General features: G+C 65.2%; 22 protein-coding genes. 12 read left to right on the top strand and 10 right to left on the bottom strand.

The window, feature by feature from the left end; genetic code table 11:
- The first annotated feature begins 97 nt into the window (after positions 1-97).
- The 3 genes from OJJ21_RS16515 (at position 98) to OJJ21_RS16505 (ending at position 2,888) form a co-directional block, all read left to right on the top strand.
- A complete protein-coding gene (locus OJJ21_RS16515) occupies positions 98-640 on the top strand; it encodes a histidine phosphatase family protein (protein WP_297687869.1) in 543 nt (180 codons plus the stop codon).
- A 101-nt stretch (positions 641-741) separates the two neighbouring features.
- Positions 742-2,190, top strand: a complete 1,449-nt coding sequence (locus OJJ21_RS16510; protein ID WP_297687867.1) for a HAMP domain-containing sensor histidine kinase — start codon at positions 742-744, stop codon at positions 2,188-2,190.
- A complete protein-coding gene (locus tag OJJ21_RS16505; protein WP_297687865.1) occupies positions 2,187-2,888 on the top strand; it encodes a response regulator transcription factor in 702 nt (233 codons plus the stop codon). The genes OJJ21_RS16510 and OJJ21_RS16505 overlap by 4 nt, the downstream gene beginning before the upstream one ends.
- A gap of 15 nt (positions 2,889-2,903) precedes the next feature.
- Here OJJ21_RS16505 and OJJ21_RS16500 read toward each other — a convergent pair whose 3' ends face one another.
- Positions 2,904-5,024, bottom strand: coding sequence for a BTAD domain-containing putative transcriptional regulator (locus tag OJJ21_RS16500; RefSeq protein ID WP_297687864.1), 2,121 nt, complete (start codon positions 5,022-5,024; stop codon positions 2,904-2,906).
- A gap of 161 nt (positions 5,025-5,185) precedes the next feature.
- Here OJJ21_RS16500 and OJJ21_RS16495 point away from each other — a divergent pair, with 161 nt between their 5' ends.
- Positions 5,186-5,965, top strand: a complete 780-nt coding sequence (locus tag OJJ21_RS16495; protein WP_297687862.1) for a hypothetical protein — start codon at positions 5,186-5,188, stop codon at positions 5,963-5,965.
- Between the two features lie 25 nt (positions 5,966-5,990).
- A complete protein-coding gene (locus tag OJJ21_RS16490) occupies positions 5,991-6,164 on the top strand; it encodes a DUF4169 family protein (protein ID WP_297687861.1) in 174 nt (57 codons plus the stop codon).
- Here the strand turns inward: OJJ21_RS16490 and OJJ21_RS16485 are convergent.
- From OJJ21_RS16485 to OJJ21_RS16475, 3 genes are read right to left on the bottom strand one after another with little or no spacing between them, the layout of a single operon-like run.
- Positions 6,161-6,832 carry a DnaA/Hda family protein gene (locus tag OJJ21_RS16485; RefSeq protein WP_297687860.1) on the bottom strand — a complete coding sequence of 224 codons (672 nt, stop codon included), beginning with the start codon at positions 6,830-6,832 and terminating at the stop codon, positions 6,161-6,163. The two genes, OJJ21_RS16490 and OJJ21_RS16485, sit on opposite strands and share 4 nt — an antisense overlap.
- 6 nt (positions 6,833-6,838) lie before the next feature.
- Complete coding sequence (locus OJJ21_RS16480) at positions 6,839-7,918, bottom strand: AI-2E family transporter (protein WP_297687858.1); 1,080 nt, start codon at positions 7,916-7,918, stop codon at positions 6,839-6,841.
- Positions 7,915-8,970 (bottom strand): DUF2066 domain-containing protein, encoded by a 1,056-nt coding sequence (locus tag OJJ21_RS16475; RefSeq protein ID WP_297687856.1) that lies wholly within the window; start codon positions 8,968-8,970, stop codon positions 7,915-7,917. The genes OJJ21_RS16480 and OJJ21_RS16475 overlap by 4 nt, the downstream gene beginning before the upstream one ends.
- Before the next feature lie 134 nt (positions 8,971-9,104).
- Here OJJ21_RS16475 and purM point away from each other — a divergent pair, with 134 nt between their 5' ends.
- Together purM and purN are read left to right on the top strand one after the other, a co-directional pair.
- Complete coding sequence (purM, locus tag OJJ21_RS16470) at positions 9,105-10,184, top strand: phosphoribosylformylglycinamidine cyclo-ligase (protein WP_366093170.1); 1,080 nt, start codon at positions 9,105-9,107, stop codon at positions 10,182-10,184.
- Positions 10,185-10,189: 5 nt separating this feature from the next.
- Positions 10,190-10,786: a phosphoribosylglycinamide formyltransferase gene (gene purN, locus OJJ21_RS16465; RefSeq protein ID WP_297687854.1), complete on the top strand. Its 597-nt coding sequence runs from the start codon at positions 10,190-10,192 to the stop codon at positions 10,784-10,786.
- A 233-nt stretch (positions 10,787-11,019) separates the two neighbouring features.
- On the opposite strand, the gene OJJ21_RS16460 is transcribed toward purN, so the two are convergent.
- Positions 11,020-11,733 carry a hypothetical protein gene (locus tag OJJ21_RS16460; RefSeq protein ID WP_297687853.1) on the bottom strand — a complete coding sequence of 238 codons (714 nt, stop codon included), beginning with the start codon at positions 11,731-11,733 and terminating at the stop codon, positions 11,020-11,022.
- Between the two features lie 105 nt (positions 11,734-11,838).
- On the opposite strand from OJJ21_RS16460, the gene OJJ21_RS16455 reads away from it, so the two are divergent.
- Positions 11,839-12,096, top strand: coding sequence for a formyltransferase family protein (locus OJJ21_RS16455; RefSeq protein WP_297687851.1), 258 nt, complete (start codon positions 11,839-11,841; stop codon positions 12,094-12,096).
- A gap of 9 nt (positions 12,097-12,105) precedes the next feature.
- On the opposite strand, the gene OJJ21_RS16450 is transcribed toward OJJ21_RS16455, so the two are convergent.
- From OJJ21_RS16450 to ndk, 3 genes are all read right to left on the bottom strand, one after another.
- Positions 12,106-12,444, bottom strand: coding sequence for a hypothetical protein (locus OJJ21_RS16450; RefSeq protein WP_297687850.1), 339 nt, complete (start codon positions 12,442-12,444; stop codon positions 12,106-12,108).
- A gap of 46 nt (positions 12,445-12,490) precedes the next feature.
- Entirely contained in the window at positions 12,491-12,718 is a 228-nt protein-coding gene (locus OJJ21_RS16445; RefSeq protein ID WP_297687848.1) for a hypothetical protein, read from the bottom strand.
- 732 nt (positions 12,719-13,450) lie between these two features.
- Positions 13,451-13,873: a nucleoside-diphosphate kinase gene (gene ndk, locus OJJ21_RS16440; protein ID WP_297687846.1), complete on the bottom strand. Its 423-nt coding sequence runs from the start codon at positions 13,871-13,873 to the stop codon at positions 13,451-13,453.
- A gap of 131 nt (positions 13,874-14,004) precedes the next feature.
- Here ndk and OJJ21_RS16435 point away from each other — a divergent pair, with 131 nt between their 5' ends.
- Positions 14,005-15,930: an ABC-F family ATP-binding cassette domain-containing protein gene (locus OJJ21_RS16435; RefSeq protein WP_297687844.1), complete on the top strand. Its 1,926-nt coding sequence runs from the start codon at positions 14,005-14,007 to the stop codon at positions 15,928-15,930.
- Between the two features lie 112 nt (positions 15,931-16,042).
- Here OJJ21_RS16435 and OJJ21_RS16430 read toward each other — a convergent pair whose 3' ends face one another.
- Together OJJ21_RS16430 and OJJ21_RS16425 are read right to left on the bottom strand one after the other, a co-directional pair.
- Positions 16,043-16,501: a DNA polymerase III subunit chi gene (locus OJJ21_RS16430; RefSeq protein WP_297687843.1), complete on the bottom strand. Its 459-nt coding sequence runs from the start codon at positions 16,499-16,501 to the stop codon at positions 16,043-16,045.
- Positions 16,502-18,004: a leucyl aminopeptidase gene (locus OJJ21_RS16425; RefSeq protein WP_297687841.1), complete on the bottom strand. Its 1,503-nt coding sequence runs from the start codon at positions 18,002-18,004 to the stop codon at positions 16,502-16,504. It lies immediately after the preceding gene.
- 175 nt (positions 18,005-18,179) lie between these two features.
- On the opposite strand from OJJ21_RS16425, the gene lptF reads away from it, so the two are divergent.
- From lptF to lptD, 3 genes are read left to right on the top strand one after another with little or no spacing between them, the layout of a single operon-like run.
- A complete protein-coding gene (lptF, locus tag OJJ21_RS16420; protein ID WP_297687839.1) occupies positions 18,180-19,280 on the top strand; it encodes an LPS export ABC transporter permease LptF in 1,101 nt (366 codons plus the stop codon).
- Entirely contained in the window at positions 19,280-20,374 is a 1,095-nt protein-coding gene (gene lptG, locus OJJ21_RS16415; protein WP_297687837.1) for an LPS export ABC transporter permease LptG, read from the top strand. The genes lptF and lptG overlap by 1 nt, the downstream gene beginning before the upstream one ends.
- Positions 20,371-22,527 carry an LPS assembly protein LptD gene (gene lptD, locus OJJ21_RS16410; protein WP_297687835.1) on the top strand — a complete coding sequence of 719 codons (2,157 nt, stop codon included), beginning with the start codon at positions 20,371-20,373 and terminating at the stop codon, positions 22,525-22,527. Before lptG ends, lptD begins: the two co-directional genes overlap by 4 nt.
- Position 22,528 lies beyond the last annotated feature (1 nt).

Below are 22,528 nucleotides of genomic sequence, written 5' to 3'. Positions count from 1 at the left end.
GCCATGGGCCGGTCGACGCCTTCGGGTATAGGTCTAACCACCGTTTATGTCAAAGCGGCGACAACCCGGCCGGCCGGCCGCAATAAAGGATAACCCTATGCTCCGCCTTTGGCTTTTACGTCACGCCAAGTCTGCCTGGGACGACCCGGACCTGGACGATTTCGCCCGCCCCTTAAGCCCGCGCGGCAAGAAAGCCTGCCGGGCGCTGGCCCGCCATATGGCCGAACGCAGCCTGCAGCCCGACCTGGTGCTGTGCTCGCCCGCCACCCGCACCCGGCAGACCTGGGAACGGCTGGAAAAACGCCTGACCGCCGGCCAGCCGCCGCGCGTGCCGGGCGAGCCGCGCACCCGCTTCGAGCCGTCGCTCTACATGGCCGACAGCAGCACGCTGCTGGCGCTGACCCGCGCCACCCCCGTCGCCATCCGCGAACTGCTGGTGGTCGGCCATAATCCGGGGCTGGAGGAGTTCGCCGCCAGCCTGAGCGGGGCCAGCGCCGGCGATGCGCTGGACCGGCTGCAGCAGAAATACCCGACCGGCGGCCTGGCCGAACTGACCTTCACGGCGAAAAGCTGGGGTCAGGTGGCGCCGAAGGGCGGCTTCCTCGCCAGCTTCGTGGTGCCGGCACAGCTGGCGGAGTGATTTCTGCATCCGGGCCGGCGCCAACCCCGGTGGCAGAGTGGCGCCATGCCCCCGGCTGGCGCTAGCATGATCGCGATCATGCCATCCCACATCGCCTGGCCATGCTGGATCTGACGACGAGCGTCCTGCTGCTGACCGTGACCATGCTGCTGCAAAGCATCGGCTGGCTGCTGATCTGGCTGACGCAACGGCATGTCTTTCAGCTGACCATGATGGCCGGCGGATTCATGGTCTATGCCGTCACCATGGTGATGCTGGTGTCGCGCGACGCCATGACTCCCCCCTCGCCCGCCATCATCGTGCTGCACAATGTGCTGATCATCGCAGCCAACGGCATGGTGACCCAGGGTGTGGCCAGCTTCCTCGGCCAGCGCGGCTATCCCTATCTGATGGCTGGCTGTGTCGTCGTCGCGGCGATCTTCTGGCCTGCCGCCCTGATCGTGGCGCCGGACAATGTCGGCCTGCGGGTGCTGGTCAGCAACGCCCTGACCATCGTCGCCGTGGCCGGACTGATCCGCATCATGGCGGTCGACCGCAGCCAGCCGCCCATCCTGCGCTGGCCGGCCATCGGGCTCTTCGTCATCGAAATCGTCGCGCTGCTGGCCCGCAGCGTCATCACCATCGACCTGATGCGCACACCCAACCCGGCCTACGACGTGGTGATACAGGCCTGGTATTTCTTTACCTTCCAGATCATCGTCACCGCCATTTTCATCATCCTGCTGATCATGGTGGGCAATCGCCTGGCCTCCGACCTGCGGCTGCGCAACATGGCGCTGCAGCGCGAGGTCGCAGAACGCCGCAACCTGCAGGATCAGTTGTCGGCCGCGCTGGCCACCGAAAAGGCCCTGCATGAGGAGCAGAAGCAGCTGCTGCGCATGGTGACGCACGAATTCCGCACGCCGCTGGCCGTCGTGGACCGCGCCACCGAGATGATCGGCGTGGTGCTCGAACGTCCGCCGGAAACCGTCAGCCGCCGGCTCTCCGCCATCCGCGATGCCGTGCAGCGGCTGGTGCAGCTGATCGACCGTTTCCTTGACGTGGAGCGGCGCGATTTCAATATCCTGCAGACCGAACGCATCGACATCGCCGGTCTGCTGGACCGGGTGAAACAGCATTTCGCCGGCATGGAGGTGGAATCGCGCCTGCGGTTCAGTCCGCAACCCGGCCTGCCCTTCTATTTGGGCGACCCGGAGATGCTGACCACCGTGCTGATCAATCTGATCGACAACGCGCTGAAATACTCACCCGACGGCAGTCCGGTCGAGATTGCCGCCCGCACCGAAGGCAACGCCATCGTCATCGCCGTGGCAGATCACGGCATCGGCATTCCGCCGGCCGAACTGGCCTCGATCGGCCGGCGCTTTTTCCGCGCCTCGAATACCACGCCGGCCACCGGCACCGGCCTTGGCCTGTACAATACGCGGCGCCTGCTCGAATATCATAACGGCAGCCTCGATCTGCAGGCCGGTCCGGACGGCGGCACCGTGGCCGCCATCCGCCTGCCGCTGCCGGGTGTGATGCCGGATGTGCGTACGGAGGTCGCGTGAATCGTATTCTGGTCGTCGAGGACGAACCGTCGCTGCGTGGCGACCTGGTCGAATACCTGACCATGCAGGGCTTTGCCGTGGATGGTGTCGGCACGGCGCGCGACCTGCGTGCCGAACTCGCCAAACCCGACAAGCCGGCCATCGTCATTCTCGATATCGGCCTGCCGGACGGCAACGGCTTCGATCTCGCCGGCGAGATTCGCGCCCGGCATGACTGCGGCATCATCATGCTGACGGCGCTGGGCGAGGCCGACGACCGCATCCGCGGCTTTGAAAGCGGCGCCGATATCTATCTGGTGAAACATTCGTCCCTGCGCGAGATCGAGGCCACGGTGCAGAGCCTGCTGCGCCGCCTGCAGGATCCGGGCAATCGCGCCGTGGGCCGCGCGCCGGACCAGTGGCGGCTGCACACCGCGACCTGGAACCTGGTGGCGCCGAACCGCAGCGAAATCAAGCTGACCGCCACCGAACTGGCCTTCGTCACCGCCCTGCTGGAACGCGCCGGCCAGCCCTGCTCGCGCGAGGAACTGGCGCAGCTGCTGGCGCGGCCGCAGACCAGCTGGGACAACCGCCACCTCGATGCCGTGGTCAACCGCCTGCGCCGCAAGATCAAGGATTACGCGCAGATCGAGGCGCCGATCAAGATGATCTACGGCCGTGGCTATGCCTTCAGCGCGCCCGGCCGCATCGAGGTGTAAAGCCCCGCCCGCTGTTCAGCGACTGGCCTGAAGCACTTTACCCAGTCCGCTGGTGAAGCGCTCCATCATGCTGCGGTCGACGGCCTGGGTGAAATGGTGGTCGACATTCCACCAGGGAAACCTCCGCTTCATATCGGCATACAACGCCTCGGCCTCGGCTTGGCGGCCGGCCTGCGCCAGCGCCGCCACGCGCCACGCATAGCCGTCCGGCAGGACCGGGTTGGCCGCAATCGCACTGGCCAGACGCTGTTCCGCCTGGCCATAGTCGCCGGCCAGCAGATAACCCATGCCGGCATAGAAATAGGCGCGATCCACCGCGCGCGATTTGGGATGCAGCCGGATCGCCATTTCGGCGCGCTCGATTCCTTCAGGGATATTGCCCATGAGCAGATTGACATGGGCAACCTGAGCATGCGCTGAAGCATCGCGCGGGTCGATGGCCAACTCGACCTGCCAGGCGGCCAGGGCCCGGCCATAATCGCGACGCGCCTTATACACCATGCCCAGCGTGAGATACGCCGTGCTGTTGCGCGGCATCTGGTGGATCACGCGCTCCAGATAGTCGATGGCCAGGATCGCATCGGCCTCGCGCTGCTGCGACCAGCGATTGACCAGATCGAGTGCGATGTAATGCGCCAGCCCCAGCTGGGCGGCCGTGTCATCGGGTGCGGCGTCCAGGGCGGCCTGGAAAATGCGGCGGCCCTGCGTGACCTTTTCGCGCGTGATGCTGCCGGCCGTGGCATCCCAGCCGGCCTGCAGCGCCGGCGGCACCGGCGGCGGCGGACCGCGGCGATGCTGCAAGACCACCAGCAGTTCGGCATAGAGCTTGGTCGCAATCTCGGCGGCGATGCGACTATCGGCCGGCTGCGGCATCGTCAGGCTATCGGCCCACAGAGTCTGTCCGGAGGCGGAGTCGATCAGGCGCAGATTGACCGCCTGCCGATTGCCGCTCGCCGCCTGCACCGCTGTTTCGATCACATAGGCCGCCACCGCGCGATCCGCCGCCAGCGACGTCACCGGCAACAGCGCGATCCGGGTCTTGAGGTCTTCGCGGAAGGCACTGCCGGTATCCTCGCCGCCGGTATTGGCAATATGGAAGGACAGCACGGAGGGCCTGATCGCCGCGGCGGCGACCGTCGGCAGTGTCTCGCGCGCAGCCTGCCACCACCATCCGCCGATACCTGCAGCCAGCACTGCCAGCCCAACGGTCAGCACCGGCAGGACGCGGCGCCAGCGCGGCTTGCGCCCGGCGAGCAGCGCCGCGGGGACAACCGCCGGCGGCACCAGATCGAGATCGGTGGCGGCCACCCCGACCGCCTGCTCCAGCCGCTCGGCCAAGGCACGGGTTTCGGCCGCGGGCGCCACGCCGAGCTCGCGATTGAGCATCGCGACAAAGGCCTGATAGCTCTGCAGCGCTGCAGCGGCACCGCTGAAGCGCGCAATCACCGCCAGTTCAAGCTGGCGCGCCGCCTCGTTCAGCGGATCGAGCTCGACCAGGCGGTTGACGGTCAGCCGCGCTTCGCCGCCCTCGCCGGCCTCGAGCAGGAGATGCGCAAGCCGCATCAGTACCGCCACCATGCGCAGCCGCCAGGCCTCGCGCTCGCCGCGCAGCCAGTCTTCGTAATCCGGCGACGGGATATCCAGATCGGCCAGGAAGCTGCCGCGCCACAGGCCGGCGGCCTGGCGCAGGCGGGCAATATCCGCATCGGCGGCGGCACGGTCGAATTCAGCCAGATCGGTGACAAACAGCGCCGTGCCGAGCGCCACGTCCATCCGCTCGACGACCAGCAGATTCGGTACGATATCGTGGAAGCTGCGGCGCAGTGCCATCAGGGTCTGGCGCAGGCTCTGGCGGGCCTGCTCGTCGAACCGTTCACCCCACAGCAGGCTGGCGAGCCTTTCCCGCGAGGCCCGGTGGCCCGGCGTGGCGGCAAGATAGGCGAGCAGTGCCTGGGCCTTGCGGCCGAGGCCGTCGCCGACGGCACCCCCGGCGGCCATAACCCGGAACGGACCCAGCAGGTCGAGGCGGGCCACGACCACGGTATGCGACGCGTCTGGGCGGGGCGAATCCGGACCGGACGGATCGGTGGATTGCCGTCCGGCTGTTTCGTCGTCCTGAACTGCAAAAATCGACACGGCCGCGACCTGCCTCCGGGCAAAATTCTAGCCAGAGTCGAGCCCCCGGCATAGCCGCATCCTCGGAACGCGCAGCCCTGAGGGTGAATTCACGCGGAATTCACGAGGGCAGCCGGCATCCTGTCACGCCGCACTGACGTCGCCTGGGCTGTGATGCCCCCATGACCGCCCTGCGCCTGCTCTCGCCCGTCCTGCTCTGTCTGGCCCTCGCTATCACCATGAGCCTGGCCAGTTGTCCCTCGACTCCCATGGAGAACCGCGAGGATCCGGTGCTGTGGCACCTGCCGCAGGGGCAAGGCCAGGTGCCGGTGGTGGTATTGCTGGAAGAAACCAGCCATGCGCGGCTGACCGGCCGCAGTCCCTGGATCGACTGGCTGCTGCGCCAGGGGATTGCTGTCGCGCTGGTGCGCCAGAACGACCCCCAGGGCCGGCAGGACTGGCTGAATGGCGCGTGTAGCACCTCCGCCCCGGATATCCGCGCGGTCCTGGACCTGGCCCGCGCCACGCAGCCCCGCATCGACACCGCACATTTCGCCATCATGGGGGCCGGCCGGCGCGGCACCCAGGCCCTGAGTGGCGCCGGCGCCTTTGCGCGCGGCGACATCCCGCCCACGGCGATCTTCGCCTTCTATCCCGGCTGTGCCGATCACTGCCCGATCGACTACGCGGCGGATGGCCCGACGCAGGTGCATATCTTCTATGGCACGGCTGACGACTGGGGGATGCAGCGCGGCGCCTATCGGCGCTGCCACCAGCAGGCCGGCGGACAGATCCGTTTCCACAGCTTCGCCAATGTCGGCCACGGCTTCGACGGTCGCAGCCGTTTCACCGAAATCTCCGACCGGATCGTGCTGCGGCACCAGCCTGATGCGCTGGCGGCCGAGCTTGCCCGCAGCCTCGTGCTGGCAACCCTGGCCCTGGCCTGGCAGATCGACAACTGAACCGGCCGGCCGCTATAGTGCGGCCATGGCCGAGCCGATCAACCTGAACAAGGCGCGCAAGGCGAAGGCCAGGCGCGACGCGAAAGACCAGGCAGCGCAGAATCGCGTCACCTTCGGCCAGCCCAGGCCGTTACGCGACAAAGCGCGCAAAGATACTGCGCGCGCGGCCAAAGACCTCGACGGCAAGAAACTCGATTAATCCGGCTGCTGCTCCAGCAGGCGGCGCGCCAGCGCCACGGTGACGGCGCGGTTTTCCGCCAGCGAGGCCGCATCCAGCGCCGCCACCATCAGGCGCGCCGCGTGGCAGCTGCGCTCGATCCGCGCGGCGAGGTATTTCACCACCTCCTCGCCGACCTGCAGCTGGCGGTCGGCGAACAATTTCACCAGCACGGCGCTCAGCAGCGCGTCGTCGGGTTCGCTGATCCGCTCGGCCGGCATCGCCTTCAGCCGCGACATCAGATCGGGCAGCGTATACGGCCAGAGCGCCGGCGGCGCGCTGCCGGTGAGCAGCAGGGCATGGCCGCGCTCGCGCATCAGGTTGATGAGATGGAACAGCGCCACCGGATCGGCCCCCCTACCGTCAGCATGGCGGTCGGCATCGTCGAGCGCCAGCGGCTGCTGTGCCAGGACATCCACGGCCGCCGCCGTCAGCTCCGGCGGCGCGATGATGCGGGCGCCGGTCCGCGCCGCCCAGATCTGCGCCAGATGCGTCTTGCCGCAGCCGGCCGGGCCGTAGAGCACCAGCGCCGGCTGCCCGTCGCGGTCGACCGCGGCGAGCGCCGCCGCATTGCCGGGCACTTCGAGGAAATCCTCGCGCGCCCATGACGTCGGCAAGGCGAGGCCGAGACTCAGCTGGTCCGCTGCCATCGCCGCTTACTCGGGTTTCTTCGGCGGCGCGCCGGGACGGTAGAGATAGCTGGCGCGGTAGCGTTCCAGCGTGAACCGCGCCAGCACGCCGATCACGGCGAACAGCGGCACCGCGATCAGGATGCCGACGAAGCCGAACAGGCTGCCGCCGGCCAGCAGCGCGAACATGATCCACACCGGATGCAGGCCGACGCGGTCGCCGATCAGCACCGGATGCAGCACATTGCCCTCGATCATCTGGCCGAGCACGAAGACGCCGGCGACCAGCGCGATCCACAGCGGCTCGTTCCAGAATTGCGCGATCGCCACGCCGAGGCCGACGACGAAGCCGAGCGTGGTGCCGACATAGGGAATGAATGAGATCATCCCCGCCGTGACGCCGATGAACAGGCCGAACTGCAGGCCGAGCAGCGTCAGCCCGATACCGTAGAAGCCGGCGAGGAACAGGCAGACCAGCATCTGGCCGCGCACGAAGCCGGCCAGCACCTTGTCGATCTCGCGCGCCTGTTCGCGGATGGTGTCGGCATGGTCGAGCGGCAGGTAGTCGTCGATGCGCGCGATCATGCGGTCCCAGTCGCGCAGCAGGTAGAAGCCGACCACCGGCGTGATCACCAGCAGCGACAGCACGTTGAAGATCGCCTGGCCGCCGCCGAGCAGGCCGGTCAGCACGCCGCCGATCACCTTCATCACCTGTTCGGCATTGCCGTTCAGCGCCGCCTTGGGATCGGCGCTCAGGTCGATGCCGAAACGCTCGGCCCAGCCCCTGGCATAGGGCAGGATGCGCTCGTTGAAGAAGGCGACGTATTCCGGCAGATGATCGAGGAATTTGACGAACTGGTCCTGCACCAGCGGCACCAGCAGCACCACCGCCAGGATCGCCACCACGAAGAACAGCAGGATGATCAGCAGCGTGGCGAGCCAGCGCGGCACGCGGCGGCGTTCCAGCCAGTCGGCGGCCGGATCGAGGAAATAGGCGATCGCCATGCCGGCGATGAAGGGCAGCAGCATGTCGCGCAGCAGCACCAGCAGCGCGAAGGTGACGGTGATGATCGCCACCCAGGCCATCATCTGCTGGCGGCGGGTCATGGCTTGCGGCTCCGCATGTCCCAGAAGCCGTCGCGCTGCTGCAGCACGATGTTGCGCTGCGCCAGCGCGGTGCTGAGCTGGGCAACCTCGCCATAGAAATCGAGCAGCAGCTGGGCATCGCGATGCGACACCTGCAGCACCTCCACCTTGCGCACGATCGGCACGGCGGCCAGCGCGTTGCGCAGCCGGTTCCAGTCGGCCAGGCCGTCGAAGCCGGCGGCGACGCTGAGCTGGCCCTGCTTTTCCAGGTCGATCACGCTGGCGGCTTTCCAGCGCGCCTCGATGCGGCGGCCGATCTCGATGGCGGCGCTCAGCAGCGTTTCCTCCTGGGTGCCGCCCGTAAAGCTATACTGGGCGGTGAAAGCTTCCGTCGTGCCGAGGAAGCCGGCCTCGCCCTGGTGCTGGATCTGGATATCGACGCGGATATTGCCCGGATCGGCCTGCTGCAGCGTGGCGGCCACCAGCAGCGCATCGTCGAAATTGCCGCGCCGCATCAGGCCGCGCAGCTCGTCCGGGTTGCCGTACAGCCGCTCCAGCGACGGGCCATTTGTCATGGCCGGCGCGATGCTGAGCGGCACCAGGCCGCCCTCGGTCTCCGGCCGTTTCAGCCAGGCCTCGCGCCAGGGATTGTCGGCCTCCCACAGTTTCGCGCCCTCGGCCGCCTGCCAGACCGGCACCAGCAGCACCGGCCGGCTGGCGGTTTCCGAATAGGGCAGCTTGTTGTCCTGCAGCAGGCGGCGCACCGCATCGGCGCGGAAGGTGACGGTGATCTTGCCGATATAGCGGGTCGCCGAGGTGCGTTCCTCGTCGATGCCGAAACCGGCCACCACCTCGTTGAGCAGGGCCTCGCTCGGGCGCGGCAGCCGGCCGGCATCCTCGGGCAGGGTCAGGCGGCGCAGCAGCACGGTGAAGGCGCGGCGCTGGCCTTCGGCGAGCGCCAGCGGCCGGGCCGCGGCGGCGCTGTCGGCGCTGGCATCCACGGCAATGCCCGACACGCTGAACGGATCAATGGCCCGGCTGGTCTGCGGAGTCGTCTGGGCATGGGCGGCCAAACCCGCGCCCAGGGCCAGGAATGACGTGAAAAGCACATGAATACAGGCCCTTAGCGGGCTACGGAGGAGCATTGCAAACACAGGGGGAATAAGTATGTTGCCACAATTGCCGAGCGCCCTTCAGTCTACCCGCCGTGGAGGCCATCATCAACACGTCGCCGCTTTATAAGGCCGCTGGTGTCGATATCGACGCTGGCGAGGCCCTGGTCGATGCGATCAAGCCGCTCGCCGCCTCCACCCGCCGCAAGGGCGCCGATGCCTCGCTCGGCGGCTTCGGCGCGCTGTTCGACCTGAAGGCCGCCGGCTTCACCGACCCGATCCTGGTCTCGTCGACCGACGGCGTCGGCACCAAGCTGAAGATCGCCATCGAGACCGGCCGCCATGACGGCGTTGGCGTCGACCTGGTCGCCATGGTGGTCAACGACATCCTGGTGCAGGGCGCCGAGCCGCTGTTCTTCCTCGACTATTACGCCACCGGCAAGCTGGAAGTGGACGTCGCCCGCCGCGTCGTCGCCGGCATCGCCGAGGGCTGCCGCCAGGCCGGCTGCGCGCTGACCGGCGGCGAGACCGCCGAAATGCCCGGCATGTATGCCGCCAAGGATTACGACCTCGCCGGCTTTGCCGTCGGCGCCGCCGAACGCGGCCGCCTGCTGCCACAGAATGTAAAGCCGGGCGACGTGCTGCTTGGCCTCGCGTCGTCGGGCGTGCATTCGAACGGATTCTCGCTGGTGCGCAAGGTGATTGCCGATAACGGCCTCTCCTTCGAGTCTCCCGCCCCCTTCGAGCCGTCGAAGCCGCTGGCGGAAATCCTCATGGTCCCAACGCGCATCTACGTGAAAAGTTGCATGCCGCTGGTGCGCGAGGGCCTGATCAAGGCGATGGCGCATATCACCGGCGGCGGCCTGGTCGACAATATCCCGCGCGTGCTGCCCGACGGCACCGATGCCATCGTGGATGCCGCCGGCTGGACTTTGCCGCCGGTGTTCAAATGGCTCAAGGCGGCGGGCAGGATCGACGACGCCGAGATGGCGCGGGCGTTCAACTGCGGCATCGGGCTGGTTGTGGTTGTGGCCAAGGAAAAAGCCGACACCGTGATCGCCAAGCTGAAAGCCGCCGGCGAGACGGTGTCGCGGCTTGGCGTGATCGAGGCGCAGCAGGACACGCAGGCCGAGCCGATGGTCAGCATGCGCAACTGCGACACGGCCTGGAACTAAGCTCCATGACTGCCGGCAAACGTGCTGTCGCCGTGCTGATCTCCGGGCGCGGCAGCAACCTGCGCGCGCTGATCGACGCCGCCGCAGCCGACGACTATCCGGCCCGCATCGCCCTGGTGCTCAGCAACAAACCCGAGGCCGAAGGGCTGGAGATCGCGCGCGCCGCCGGCATCGCGACACTGGTGATCCCGAGCAAGGGTAAAGACCGCGCGGAATTCGACGCCGAAATGGATGCGGCGCTCAAAGCAAACGGCATCGAACTCCTCTGTCTTGCCGGCTTCATGCGGCTGCTGACGACTGAGTTTGTGCAGGCCTGGTACGGCCGCATGATCAACATCCATCCCTCGCTGCTGCCGGCCTTCAAGGGCACCGATGTGCATGCGCGCGTGGTGGCCAGCGGCGTGCGTTTCACCGGCTGCAGCGTACATTTCGTCAGCCCGGAAATGGACGAAGGCCCGATCATCGCGCAGCCGGAGGCGACGGCCGAGGCTGTGGCGGCGGCCGTGCTGGAACAGGAGCATGTGCTGTATCCGCAGGCGCTGCGGCTGCTCGCCGAGGGACGGCTGAGCATCGAGGGGCAAAGGGTGCGGGTGAAAGCCTGACCGCGCTGTCTCCGGCACAACACTAATCTCGGCCACCCGCCACTCGTCACCCTCGGGCTTGACCCGAGGGTCCATCTGCGCATTCCGCATCGCGGATGGACTGGCCATCACGCTCTCTTCCATCTCCCCACCGTCATGCCCGGGCTTGCCCCGGGCATCCACGCGTTTGGTTTATTCGGGACTGCCTCTTGTCGGTGCGTGCACCATGCGCAGTCTCACGTCCGATCCCTGCCTCAGTCTTTCGGCCGATAGCCGTATCCCAGATTGTCAGGCGTGCGCGTTGACATCGGCGACCATTCATAAGCCAGCAACCGCTTCGGGTCTTCGCGCGCCCAGCGCAGTGCGTCATGGCCGATCCAGAGCCCAAACAAAGGCCGCGGCGGCTGCGGCAGCACGTCGTAATGGGGATAGCCCACCAGAACCTGTCGTTCGTTCGTGGTGAACTGCGCCAGCAGCCGATAGATCTGCCGCGCAAAACGCGCATGGCCTTTGTGGTGCGGGGCCAAGTGAATCTGAATTTGCCCTTCCCGCCGCCGCTCGGGACCATGCGCATCAGCCGGCGTAGGCTCGCCTGGTCGTCCCACAAACATTTTCGGCCAGAATAATCCGTCAACAGTGATGAGCCAGCGGCCGTCCTTTTCCACAACAAGTTCCGTCGCCGGCCCGAAATGCATCTGGTTCGGCCCCTTCGCGGCGATGCCGGCAGGGCCATCCGGGTCCGGGCGACACAGCTTGCGCTCAAGGCGGGGTTCCGGCCGCTCGGCACCGATTTCTTCCTCGATGGTCAGCTTGCGACTGTAGATCGCATCCGGGAAGGCATCTTCCAACGCCGTCGCGAACAGTTTCCAGTCCAGCGGACTCAGGCAGACATATCGGCTGAGCATCGAGGGACGCATCAGTCTTTGGACCTTCACAATCTCGGGCTGGTCGATTTTCAGTTTTCGCATGACCGCTCACCTGGCTGGCAGCACTCCATCCTGCCGCAGTTTGCCGTCGAGATCATCCCACATCGCGCGGCAGCGCAGGGCGACAAACGGACCGGTCTATGACGCATGCAGGTGTATGAGTACGTGATGGCCAGCGGCGTGCGTTTCACCGGCTGCAGCGTACATTTCGTCAGCCCGGAAATGGACGAAGGCCCGATCATCGCGCAGCCGGAGGCGACGGCCGAGGCTGTGGCGGCGGCCGTGCTGGAACAGGAGCATGTGCTGTATCCGCAGGCGCTGCGCCTGCTGGCCGAGGGGCGACTGAGCATCGACGAGCAGCGGGTGCGGGTCACAGGCAGTTACGACGGACGAAGCGCTAATTAACCCGAGCCTCTAAATCGCACCTGATTCATCTTTACCGTACTTATGTTTCATCGCAGCCACTTCATCTTCAACAGCCTGTTGTTCCGATGCTATTTGGTTGTCGAGTTGCTTGATGAAGGCATCAGAAAAACGCCTGACCTTCTCGCGAGGATCGCTTAACCAAGCCGTTATCCGCCGCTTCCTGTCTTTCAACATTTCGACACGACCGAACTCACCGTGAAGCACACCACTACTCTCAATCGCCACTCGGACTTCACCAAGTAATTTGTCACCTTCTGGAAGCGCGTTAACTACATCCATGCAGATCGGATCAATTGCCGGGTCCCCATCATATTCGCGCAGCAGCAAAGCAACAAATATTAGAGCCTCCTGATCGCCGCTGGAGATTTGCGCCTTAACCCGCCAAATCCTTTATATCGTCTTCAATCTTCTCAGGGTCGATCTTTGATCTTTGGGGCAGTTTCTTGCGCAGCGATTCAGAATCTTTTGCTCTTCGCTGAATAGGCTGGAACATCATCTTTTGATCATGTGCCGTAATTGCCGCTGTCAGAATAGCAGCTACGACTTCGCAAAATTCTGCGTAGCGTGCATGCCCTATCTGACAGTATTCGTCGATGTTCATCTTATCCGCGCTAACTGTGGCACCAAGGAGCGACCCAAGCAGTGCCCATGGCTTTGAATGCCCCAAAGTGGGGAAGAAACTGGAATTCCTCTTTTACTATAGTTTTTCCGGTTGAAAAAGAACAAATAGAGAATATACTGTGTGAGTGTATTGGACATCGTGAATACGGATGTGTTCACCCGCCCGGCTCACAAGGGCGCGGCGCGGGAATGCTTTGCCCGCCTGGACAACGACCGCGCGAAGGGTGCGCCGCGAACCGCAACGAACGCCAACGAAGCCGAACGAGCCCAAACGAACCCAAACGAGCCTCAAACGGGGCGGAACGAACCAAAACGAACCCGAACGAAGCGAAACGGGCGCAAACGGGCCGGAATGAGGTTCGGGCGCCGATGGACCTGACTCGGCACCGAATGGACCTGACTCAGCACTGAATGGGACGCATTCAGCACCGAATGGGACTCACTCGTATCGGAATGGATATGAACGGGACTCAAACGGTCATTTTGATATCGGTGATATCACGCCGGCGGGCCGCCTCTCCCCGCAGCCCCCATGTCACCCTCGGATTTATTCCGAGGGTCTGTCTGCGCGCGCCGAGGCGCGGAGGGTTGGGATGGACCCTCGGCACAAGGCCGAGGGTGACGGTTTTTGAAGTGGAAGGGGCTCCCCCAACAAAAAAAGCCCGGCATTGCTGCCGGGCCTTCGCTCAGTCCGGAGACTGAAAGGATGTCTTTAGCCGACGATTTCAGTGCCGGCGAAGAAATAGGCGATCTCGACGGCCGCGGTCTCGGCGGCGTCCGAGCCGTGCACCGAATTGGCTTCGATGCTCTCGGCGAAATCCTTGCGGATGGTGCCCGGGGCGGCATTGGCCGGGTTGGTGGCGCCCATCACGTCGCGATACTTGGCAATGGCGCCCTCGCCTTCCAGCACCTGCACGACGACCGGGCCCGAGATCATGAACGACACCAGGTCGTTGAAGAACGGGCGGGCCTTGTGCACGCCGTAGAAGCTCTCGGCCTGGGCCTTGCTCATGTGGAGGCGCTTCTGCGCCACGATGCGCAGGCCGGCGGCCTCGATCTTGGCATTGATCGCGCCGGTCAGGTTGCGGCGGGTCGCGTCCGGCTTGATGATCGAAAAGGTGCGTTCGAGCGCCATGTTACAGGTCCTTTGGGTCTTGGCTAAAAATCGGTGGCGGGTATATAGAGGCTCCTTTCCGCCCCCGCAACCATCGGCCTCCCCGCAACCGCCGCTCTCCCCAGCCCGGCCCCGACTTTAAGTTGTTATAAATGCTTGCCTTTCGCGAACTGACCTACCGGATCGCCGGCCGTGTGCTGCTGGACCATGTCTCGGCCACCATCCCGGCCGGGCACAAGGTCGGCCTGGTCGGGCGCAACGGCACCGGAAAATCGACGCTGTTCAAGATCATCTGCGGCGAGCTGCAGACCGAGACCGGCGGGGTGGAGCTGCCCAACGACTGCAGGATCGCCAAGCTGCCGCAGGAGCCGCCGGGCGGCGAGATGACGCCGATCGCCTATGTGCTGGCCGCCGATACCGAGCGCGAGGCGCTGCTGATCGAGGCCGACGAGCTTGAAAACGCCACCAGCATGGAGGATGCCGAGCGCATCGCCGCAGTCCACATGCGGCTGGCCGAGATCGATGCCCATACAGCACCCGCCCGCGCCGCCGTCATCCTGGCGGGCCTCGGCTTCGACGAGGCGGCGCAGAACCGTCCGCTCGAAAGCTTCTCCGGCGGCTGGCGCATGCGCGTGGCACTCGCCGCCTGCCTGTTCTCCGAGCCGGACCTGCTGCTGCTGGACGAGCCGACCAACCATCTCGATCTCGAAGCCTCATTGTGGCTCGAAGGCTATCTGAAGACCTATCCGCGCACCTTCCTGCTGATCAGCCACGACCGGCATTTCCTCAACTCCGCCATCGAACACATCCTGCATATCGACAATACCAAGCTCGTGCTCTATCGCGGCAACTACGACACCTTCGAGACCGAGCGCCGCCTGCGCATGGAACAGCAGACGGCTTTCGCGACGCGCCAGGCCGAACAGCGCAAGCATATGGAAGAGTTCGTCGCCCGCTTCCGTGCCTCCGCCTCCAAGGCACGCCAGGCGCAGAGCCGGCTCAAGATGCTGGCCAAGATGCAGCCGATCACGGCGGCCATCGAAGATCCCACGGTGATCTTCCGCCTGCCCGATCCGGAAGAGCTGCCGCCGCCGCTGATCGTGCTGGATCATCTCACCGCCGGCTATGTCACCGACAAGCCGGTGCTGCGCAACCTCGATCTGCGCATCGACATGGAAGACCGCATCGCCATGCTGGGCGCCAACGGCAACGGCAAGTCGACGCTGGCCAAGATTCTCGCCGGCACGCTGAAACCGCAGGGCGGCAAGCTGCAGAAAAGCGGCAAGCTGCGCATCGGCTATTTCGCCCAGGACCAGGACGAGGTGCTGGATGAAAACCGCACGCCGGTCGAGCATATGCAGGACCTGCTGAAGACCGCGACCATCGAGCAGCTGCGCACCCGGCTCGGCAGCTTCGGCCTGGTCCGCGACAAAGCGCAGACGGTGGCCGGCAAGCTCTCGGGCGGCGAACGCGCGCGGCTGCTCTTTGCCATGGTGACCTACCATGCGCCGCATCTGCTGATCCTCGACGAACCGACCAACCATCTCGACATGGATACGCGCGATGCCCTCGTGCAGGCGGTGAACGAGTTCAAGGGCGCCGTCATCCTGGTCAGCCATGATCGCCACATGGCCGAGGCCTGCGCGGATCGCTTCTGGCTGGTCGGCGACGGCACGGTGAAGGATTTCGACGGCGACCTCGACGATTACGCCCGGCTGCTGGCCGACCGCCGCCGCGCCACGGTCTCCACGGTGAAGCTGAAAGGCGGCGGCAAGGTCGCGGATGCGTCCGCCGACCGGAAAGCCGACCGCAAGGCCGCCGCCGCCGCGCGCCAGGCGCTGGCGCCGCTGCGCATCGCCGTCACCAATGCCGAAAAGGCGATGGCGAAACTCAATACCGAGAAGATGCGGCTCGACGCCACGCTGGCCGATCCCGACACCTATACGAAGCTGTCGGCCGCGAAACAGGCCGAGCTGCAGAAGCAGCATGGCGAGCTGGTGAAGCAGCTGGAAAGCGCCGAGGAAGCCTGGCTCGACGCCCAGGCGAAACTCGAAGAGGCGCAGGCGGAAGCGGCGTAAAGACGTTTGCCTGCACCACATTCGTCATGCCCGGGCTTGACCCGGGCATCTCATGCAGAATGGAGAAAGATCCTCGGGTCAAGCCCGAGGATGACGGCTTTGTATAAGAGCCTCAGCCTTCCGCCTTCTTGACCCAGCCGCCGGTGTCCTCAGACTGCTGCCAGTAGGTCAGCGTGTGGCCGGCATCCTTGGCTTTTTTCCAGCGCGCGCGCGCGGCATCGACGGCCGCATCATCGTTGCCGTCGAACAGGTCGCAGACGCGGGTATAGGCTGAGACATCCTCGGCATCGGCGCCATCGACCAGGAACAGCACATCCGCATTGTTCGGCCGCTCGTCCTCGATGGTGAGATAGATCGGCTGCCGCTCGGGAAAGCCGTCGGCCTTCAGCCCATGCGGCAGGAAGCTGGCCCGGCCCCAGGTCCACAGCTCGCCGTTCAGCGCCTCGATGCGTTCGGCGCTGCCGCCCTTGACCACGGCGCGCCAGCCCTTCTGCAGCGTCTTTTCCAGCAGCTCCGGCAGCACCTGTTCAAGGCGCCGCCGGGTCAGATGGTAGAACAGCAGTTCGGTCACTTACCGATCTTCGTAATGGTCGGCGACGAGGCGATTCAGCAGGCGGACGCCGAAACCGGTGGCGCCCTTGGGCACCGTCGGTCGGTCCTTCTTGCTCCAGGCGGTGCCGGCGATATCCAGATGCGCCCAGGGGGTCTTGTCGACCACGAACCGCTGCAGGAACTGCGCCGCGGTGATCGAGCCGGCGCCGAAGCCCGGCCCGGCGATATTCTGCATGTCGGCGATCGGCGACTTCAGCCCCTCGTCGTAAGCATCGGAGAGCGGCAGGCGCCACAGCTGCTCGTCCTCCACCTTGCCCGACGCGGCCAGCTGTTCGGCCAGGCGGTCGTTGTTGGAAAACAGGCCGGCATGTTCGTGGCCGAGCGCGATGATGATCGCGCCGGTCAGCGTGGCGAGATCGACCATCGCCTGCGGCTTGAAGCGCTGCTGCGTGTACCACATGGCATCGCACAGGATCAGGCGGCCTTCGGCGTCGGTATTCAGCACCTCGATGGTCTGGCCCGACATTGACGTGACGATGTCGCCCGGACGCTGCGCGGTGCCCGACGGCATGTTTTCCACCAGCGCCACCACGCCGACGACATTGGCCTTGGCCTTGCGGCCGGCAATCGCCGCCATGGCGCCGATCACCGCGCCGGCGCCGCCCATGTCCCATTTCATCTCTTCCATGCCGGCGGACGGCTTGATCGAGATGCCGCCGGTATCGAAGCAGACGCCCTTGCCGACGAAGGAGACCGGCTTGCCGCCCTTCTTGCCGCCATTCCACTGCATGACGACCAGCTTGGATTCCCGCGCCGAGCCCTGGCCGACGCCGAGCAGCGCGCCCATACCGAGCTTCTTCATCTCGCGCTCGCCCAGCACCTCGACCTTGACGCCGAGCTTGGCCAGCTTGCGGCATTCCGCCGCCAGGCTTTCCGGATAGATGATATTGGCCGGCTCGGTCACCAGATTGCGGGTCAGTTCAACGCCCGCCGCCAGCTTGTCGAGCGGCGCATGCAGCTTCTTGGCCGCCGGCGCGGCGGCCGTCAGCACATTGACCGCCTTGAGCGAGGGCTTGTCCTTGTCCTTCAGCCTGGTGCGGTATTTGTCGAACCGGTAGCTGCCCAGGCGGGCGCCGAGCGCGGCCCGCGCCGCCGCCTCGCCGGCCGGCAGCAGGGTGCCCTTCAGCACCTCGGCGGCAATCGCCAGATCGGTCTCGCCCGAGACGGCCAGCCGCTTGACCGCATCGGCGCCCAGTGCCTCGTAGGCCATCGCCTTGATCTCGGTGGTCTTGCCCAGGCCGGCCAGCAGGACGCGGCTGAGGCCGCCGCCCGGGACCAGCACGTCCAGCCACTGGCCCTTGCCGCCGGTGAACCGCGCCGCGGCGGCCATGGCCTTGGCCAGCGCCCCGCCGCAGGCCTTGTCGACCTGCTGGCCGAACGGGCCAAGCTGGCGGCCCTCGCCCACCGCCAGAACCAGGCTGCCGCGTTTCGGGGTTTTGCTGTCGACGATCTCGATTTTCATGATGCTCCAATCCGGGCGAAATGCTGTGATGGACCGGTCGGGGACTATAGCGGCCCGGGGCTTGGCCGATCAATCGGCACAGCCCCCCGAATCGCTGATTCTGCCTTACGGACCAAGTCGTTCTTTTCAGGCCGAGGCTGTGGCGAGCGGGGGCAGAATCGCTATACTGCGCGCCATGCGCGGGGTCATTGCTTACATCATGCGCCAGATCGCCTGGCCACTGGGATTTGCCACCCTCACCCTCACCGGGGTGATCTGGCTGACCCAGTCGCTCCGCTTCATCGACCGCATCGTCAACAACAACCTCGCCTTCGACGATTTCCTCTATCTGACCGTGCTGGTGCTGCCCAGCATTGTCGCCATCATTCTGCCGGTGGCCGGATTCTGCGCCACGCTCTATGCCTTTCACCGGCTGGCCAGCGATTCCGAAGTGATCATCCTGTCAGCGGCGGGCTTCAGCCGCCTGTCGCTGGCCCGCCCGGCGCTCTACATCTCGCTCGGCGTCATGGTGGCGATGTACGTCATCCTGCTCTTCCTGATGCCGCTGGGTTCGCGCACCCTGCGCGCCACGCAGTACGAATTCCGCAACGACCTGGCCGGCATGGCACTGCTGGAAGGCGTGTTCAACACACCGACCCCCAACCTGACGGTCTATATCCGCGAGCGCGACAGCAACGGCGATATGCTGGGCGTGCTGGTGCACGACAACCGCAATTCCGCCAGCCCGGTGACCATGCTGGCCGAGCGCGCCACGCTGGTGCGTACGCCGCAGGGGCCCCGGCTGTACATGGTGCGCGGCAACCGGCAGCAAATCGATGCCGAGCATAAATCACTGTCGCTGCTGTATTTCGACAATTACAGCCTCGATCTCGACAGCTACGCCCAGAAAGAGGGCCAAGCCTGGCGCGAGCCATCCGAACGTTACCTGCATGAGCTGTTCCAGCCGGACATGAGCAACGCAGACGACGTCAACCAGTATGCCAAGCTGATCGTGGAGGGCCACCGCCGCCTGGCGACGCCGCTCTATGCGCCGGCCCTAATCCTGATCGCGATCGCCAGCGTGATCGGCGGCGAATTCAACCGGCGCGGCCATGGCCAGCGCCTGGTGCTCGGCGCCGCCTTTGCCATCCTGGTCCAGGTGATGAGCCTGAGCGTGACCCAGCTTTCGGTCAAAACCCTCGCCCTGGTTCCGCTGATGTATCTGGTGCCCGTGCTGACCATCGGCGCCGCGATCGTTGCCTTGCGCGAACCGGTCCAACGGTTGCGGACCGCCTGATGCGCCAGTCGGTTACGCTTTCGCTCTATTTCGGCCGCCACTTCCTGATGGCGATCCTGACCGTTCTCGTCGTGCTGGCCGTGCTGGCCTTCAGTTTCGATGCGGTGGAAATGCTGCGCCGTGCCAGCGGTCGGGCGGATGCGACGCTCGGACTGGTCTTCGAGATGTCGGTGCTCAAACTGCCCTCCCTGATGACCAAGCTGTTCCCGTTCGCCGTGCTGTTCGGCGGCATGCTCGCGCTCAGCCGCCTGACGCGCTCGCAGGAACTGACGGTCAGCCGCGCCGCCGGCGTGTCGGTCTGGCAGTTCCTGTTCCCCGGCATCGCGCTCGCCCTGCTGCTCGGCATCTTCCTGGTCACCGTCTACAATCCGCTCAGTGCCGCGATGCTGGCGCGCTATGAAAGCATCGATGCCAAGGTGATGCGCGGCCGCACCAGCATGCTGGCGGTTTCCTCGGGCGGCCTGTGGCTGCGCGAAGCCGATGCCACAGGCCAGGTGGTGGTGCATGCCCTGCGGGTCGCACAGCAGGGCGTCGAACTGCGCGACGCCATCCTGTTCTATTACGAAGGCCGCGACACCTTCGTGAAACGCATCGATGCGTCGATTGCCCTGCTGGAGCAGGGCCACTGGCAGCTGCAGAATGCCGTTGTCAGCTATCCCAACAAGGGGGCGGAGCGCCACGAGCGGCTGACCGTGCCGACGACCCTGACCTTCGACCGCATCCAGGAGAGCTTTGCCTCGCCGGCCACGATCTCGTTCTGGGAACTGCCCTCCTTCATCGGCACGCTGGAAGCCGCCGGTTTCTCGGCCATGCGGCACAGGCTGCATTTCTATACCCTGCTGTCATCGCCGATCCTGCTCTGCGCCATGCTGTTGATCGCGGCGAGCTTCAGCCTGCGCCTGACCCGGCGCGGCGGCATCGGCGTCATGCTGGCCGGCGGCGTCGCGGCCGGCTTCCTGCTGTATTTCACCGTCGAACTGATGCAGCCGTTCGGATTGAACGGCACGCTTCCGGTTCCGCTCGCCGCCTGGGCCCCCACGGCGGTCTTCATCATGCTCGGTGTCTCGCTGCTGTTTCATCTGGAGGACGGATGAGCGCGCGGCGCGGCGGCCTGCTGCAGGCGGCAATCCTTGCATTGCTGTTGAGCTATGCGGCCCAAACCCAGGCCCAGACAAGCGGGGCAACACCGGCAACCGGCTCGACTGCGCCGGTTCTGGTGACGGCTGACCGCCTGAATTACGACCAGAATCTCGGCATGATCACCGCCGAGGGCAAAGTCGAATTGTCGCAAGGCAACCGTACGCTGCTGGCCGACATGGTCAGCTACAGCGAACGCGACGACAAGGTTACAGCCAGCGGCAACGTGTCGCTGCTGGAAGCCAGCGGCAATGTCATCTTCGCCGATTACATGGAACTGACCGGCGGCATGCGGAACGGATTCATCCGCGATATTTCCTTCCTGCTGAGCGATATGTCGCGCGGCGCCGCAGCGGAAGCCGAGCGCAAGGACGGCAACCGCACGATCATGAAAAAAGCGGTCTACACCACCTGCTCGCTGTGCGAGAGCGACCCGACGCGCGCGCCGCTGTGGCAGGTCAAGGGCCGCGAGGTGGAGCACAACGAGGCTGAACAGGAAATCAAATATCGCGACGCGATATTCGAACTGTTCGGCGTTCCGATCCTGTATTCGCCGTATTTCAGTCACCCGGATCCGACGGTGAATCGTCGCAGCGGCTTCCTGCCGCCACGGTATACCAACAACCCGTTCTTCCAGCAGGCTGTGCAGGCTCCGTATTTTTACGCAATCGACGACTACAGCGACCTGACGATCTCGCCGCAATACTCGACCAAGCAGGGCCCTTACCTGGGACTCGACTATCGCCAGCGCATCGCCGCCGGCGAATTCCAGGTCGACGGCAGCATCGCGGATGAAGATGTCTCCGGTGAGACGCGCGGCCATATCCGCGCCAACGCGGCCTTCCGTGCCACGGACGACATCACCTATGGCGCGAATATCCTGCGCTCGACCGACGATACCTACATGAGCCGCTACAACATCCAGGACCGGCCATCGGGCAACACCCTGGTCAGCCGCGTCTATGGCGAGGCGATCAATAACCGGCACTTCGCCAGCGTGAATGCCTTCTCCTTCCAGAACCAGCTGGAAAGGGTGCGCAACGGCACTGTGCCGGTGGCCGTTCCGGTCATGGATTATTCGGCGATTTTCGAGCCCGGCGATTACGGCGGACGCTGGGCGCTGGATGCCAATATGGTTTCGCTGATGCGCAGCGAGGGCACTGACACGCGCCGGCTGACCTCCACCGTTTCCTGGGTCCAGCCCTATTATGCACCGAGCGGTGAAGTCATCACGGCGACGGCAATGGTCCGCGCCGACGGATACTGGACCGACGATGCGAACCAAAATCTGGTTCCAGGCTCGGCAGGAGATTCAGCCACGACCGGCCGCGTTCTGCCCGCCGTCGCGCTGGACTGGCGCTATCCGATGGTGCGCGACCAGGGCCGCATGCGGCAGCTGGTCGAACCGATCGTCATGGGCGTGATCAGCCCCTATGGCGGCAATCGCAGCGACATTCCCAACGAGGATTCGGTCAGTTTCGAATTCGACGAAACCAACCTGTTCTCGCTCAGCCGTTTCCCGGGTTACGACCGCTGGGATGGCGGGCCGAAGCTGAATTACGGCATGCGCATGGCAGCCTATGGCGAGTCCAGCGGCTATGTCGAATTCCTGGCCGGTCAGTCCCTGCGGGCCAAGACCGACGATACCTTCACCGAAACCTCCGGCCTGCGTGATCAGTTCTCGGACTATGTCGGCCGCCTGACCATTTCTCCCGGCCGCTATATCCAGCTGGTTGACCGGGTGCGTCTCGCCCAGAACAGCGACTTTGAGGTTCGCCGCCATGAAATGGGCGCAACCCTCGGTTCAAGCACCAACTATGTGTCGGTCTCCTATGCCGATTTGATCAATACCGATTTTCTGCGCGAAACCGACCGCCAGGAAGCCATCGCCGCAACCGTCCGGTTGCAGGTCACCAAATACTGGGCCACGGAAATCCGCCATACCCGCGATCTGCAGGATGACGGGTCTTTGCTGAACTTTGTCGGTCTGCGCTATACTGACGAGTGTTTCGATATCATTCTGTTCGCCGAACGCACCTTCACGGTCAATCGTGACATTCAACCAGAAACCACGGTCGGCATCCGCTTCAGGATCGCATCGTTCAACTGAG

Source organism: Ferrovibrio sp., assembly GCF_025869515.1.
In the GTDB taxonomy this organism is placed as follows: Bacteria; Pseudomonadota; Alphaproteobacteria; order Ferrovibrionales; family Ferrovibrionaceae; genus Ferrovibrio.
The sequence above is the reverse complement of the archived record's forward strand: the minus strand, read 5'-3'. Positions and strand labels throughout refer to the sequence as shown.

Excerpts from the sequence above, each read along its gene's own strand:
- OJJ21_RS16515 (WP_297687869.1), top strand. The coding sequence starts at position 98 with ATGCTCCGCCTTTGGCTTTTACGTCACGCCAAGTCTGCCTGGGACGAC.
- OJJ21_RS16510 (WP_297687867.1), top strand. The coding sequence starts at position 742 with ATGCTGGATCTGACGACGAGCGTCCTGCTGCTGACCGTGACCATGCTG.
- OJJ21_RS16495 (WP_297687862.1), top strand. The coding sequence starts at position 5,186 with ATGACCGCCCTGCGCCTGCTCTCGCCCGTCCTGCTCTGTCTGGCCCTC.
- OJJ21_RS16490 (WP_297687861.1), top strand. The coding sequence starts at position 5,991 with ATGGCCGAGCCGATCAACCTGAACAAGGCGCGCAAGGCGAAGGCCAGG.
- OJJ21_RS16485 (WP_297687860.1), bottom strand. The coding sequence starts at position 6,832 with ATGGCAGCGGACCAGCTGAGTCTCGGCCTCGCCTTGCCGACGTCATGG.
- OJJ21_RS16480 (WP_297687858.1), bottom strand. The coding sequence starts at position 7,918 with ATGACCCGCCGCCAGCAGATGATGGCCTGGGTGGCGATCATCACCGTC.
- purN (WP_297687854.1), top strand. The coding sequence starts at position 10,190 with ATGACTGCCGGCAAACGTGCTGTCGCCGTGCTGATCTCCGGGCGCGGC.
- OJJ21_RS16460 (WP_297687853.1), bottom strand. The coding sequence starts at position 11,733 with ATGCGAAAACTGAAAATCGACCAGCCCGAGATTGTGAAGGTCCAAAGA.
- OJJ21_RS16455 (WP_297687851.1), top strand. The coding sequence starts at position 11,839 with ATGCAGGTGTATGAGTACGTGATGGCCAGCGGCGTGCGTTTCACCGGC.
- OJJ21_RS16445 (WP_297687848.1), bottom strand. The coding sequence starts at position 12,718 with ATGAACATCGACGAATACTGTCAGATAGGGCATGCACGCTACGCAGAA.
- ndk (WP_297687846.1), bottom strand. The coding sequence starts at position 13,873 with ATGGCGCTCGAACGCACCTTTTCGATCATCAAGCCGGACGCGACCCGC.
- OJJ21_RS16435 (WP_297687844.1), top strand. The coding sequence starts at position 14,005 with ATGCTTGCCTTTCGCGAACTGACCTACCGGATCGCCGGCCGTGTGCTG.
- OJJ21_RS16425 (WP_297687841.1), bottom strand. The coding sequence starts at position 18,004 with ATGAAAATCGAGATCGTCGACAGCAAAACCCCGAAACGCGGCAGCCTG.
- lptF (WP_297687839.1), top strand. The coding sequence starts at position 18,180 with ATGCGCGGGGTCATTGCTTACATCATGCGCCAGATCGCCTGGCCACTG.
- lptG (WP_297687837.1), top strand. The coding sequence starts at position 19,280 with ATGCGCCAGTCGGTTACGCTTTCGCTCTATTTCGGCCGCCACTTCCTG.
- lptD (WP_297687835.1), top strand. The coding sequence starts at position 20,371 with ATGAGCGCGCGGCGCGGCGGCCTGCTGCAGGCGGCAATCCTTGCATTG.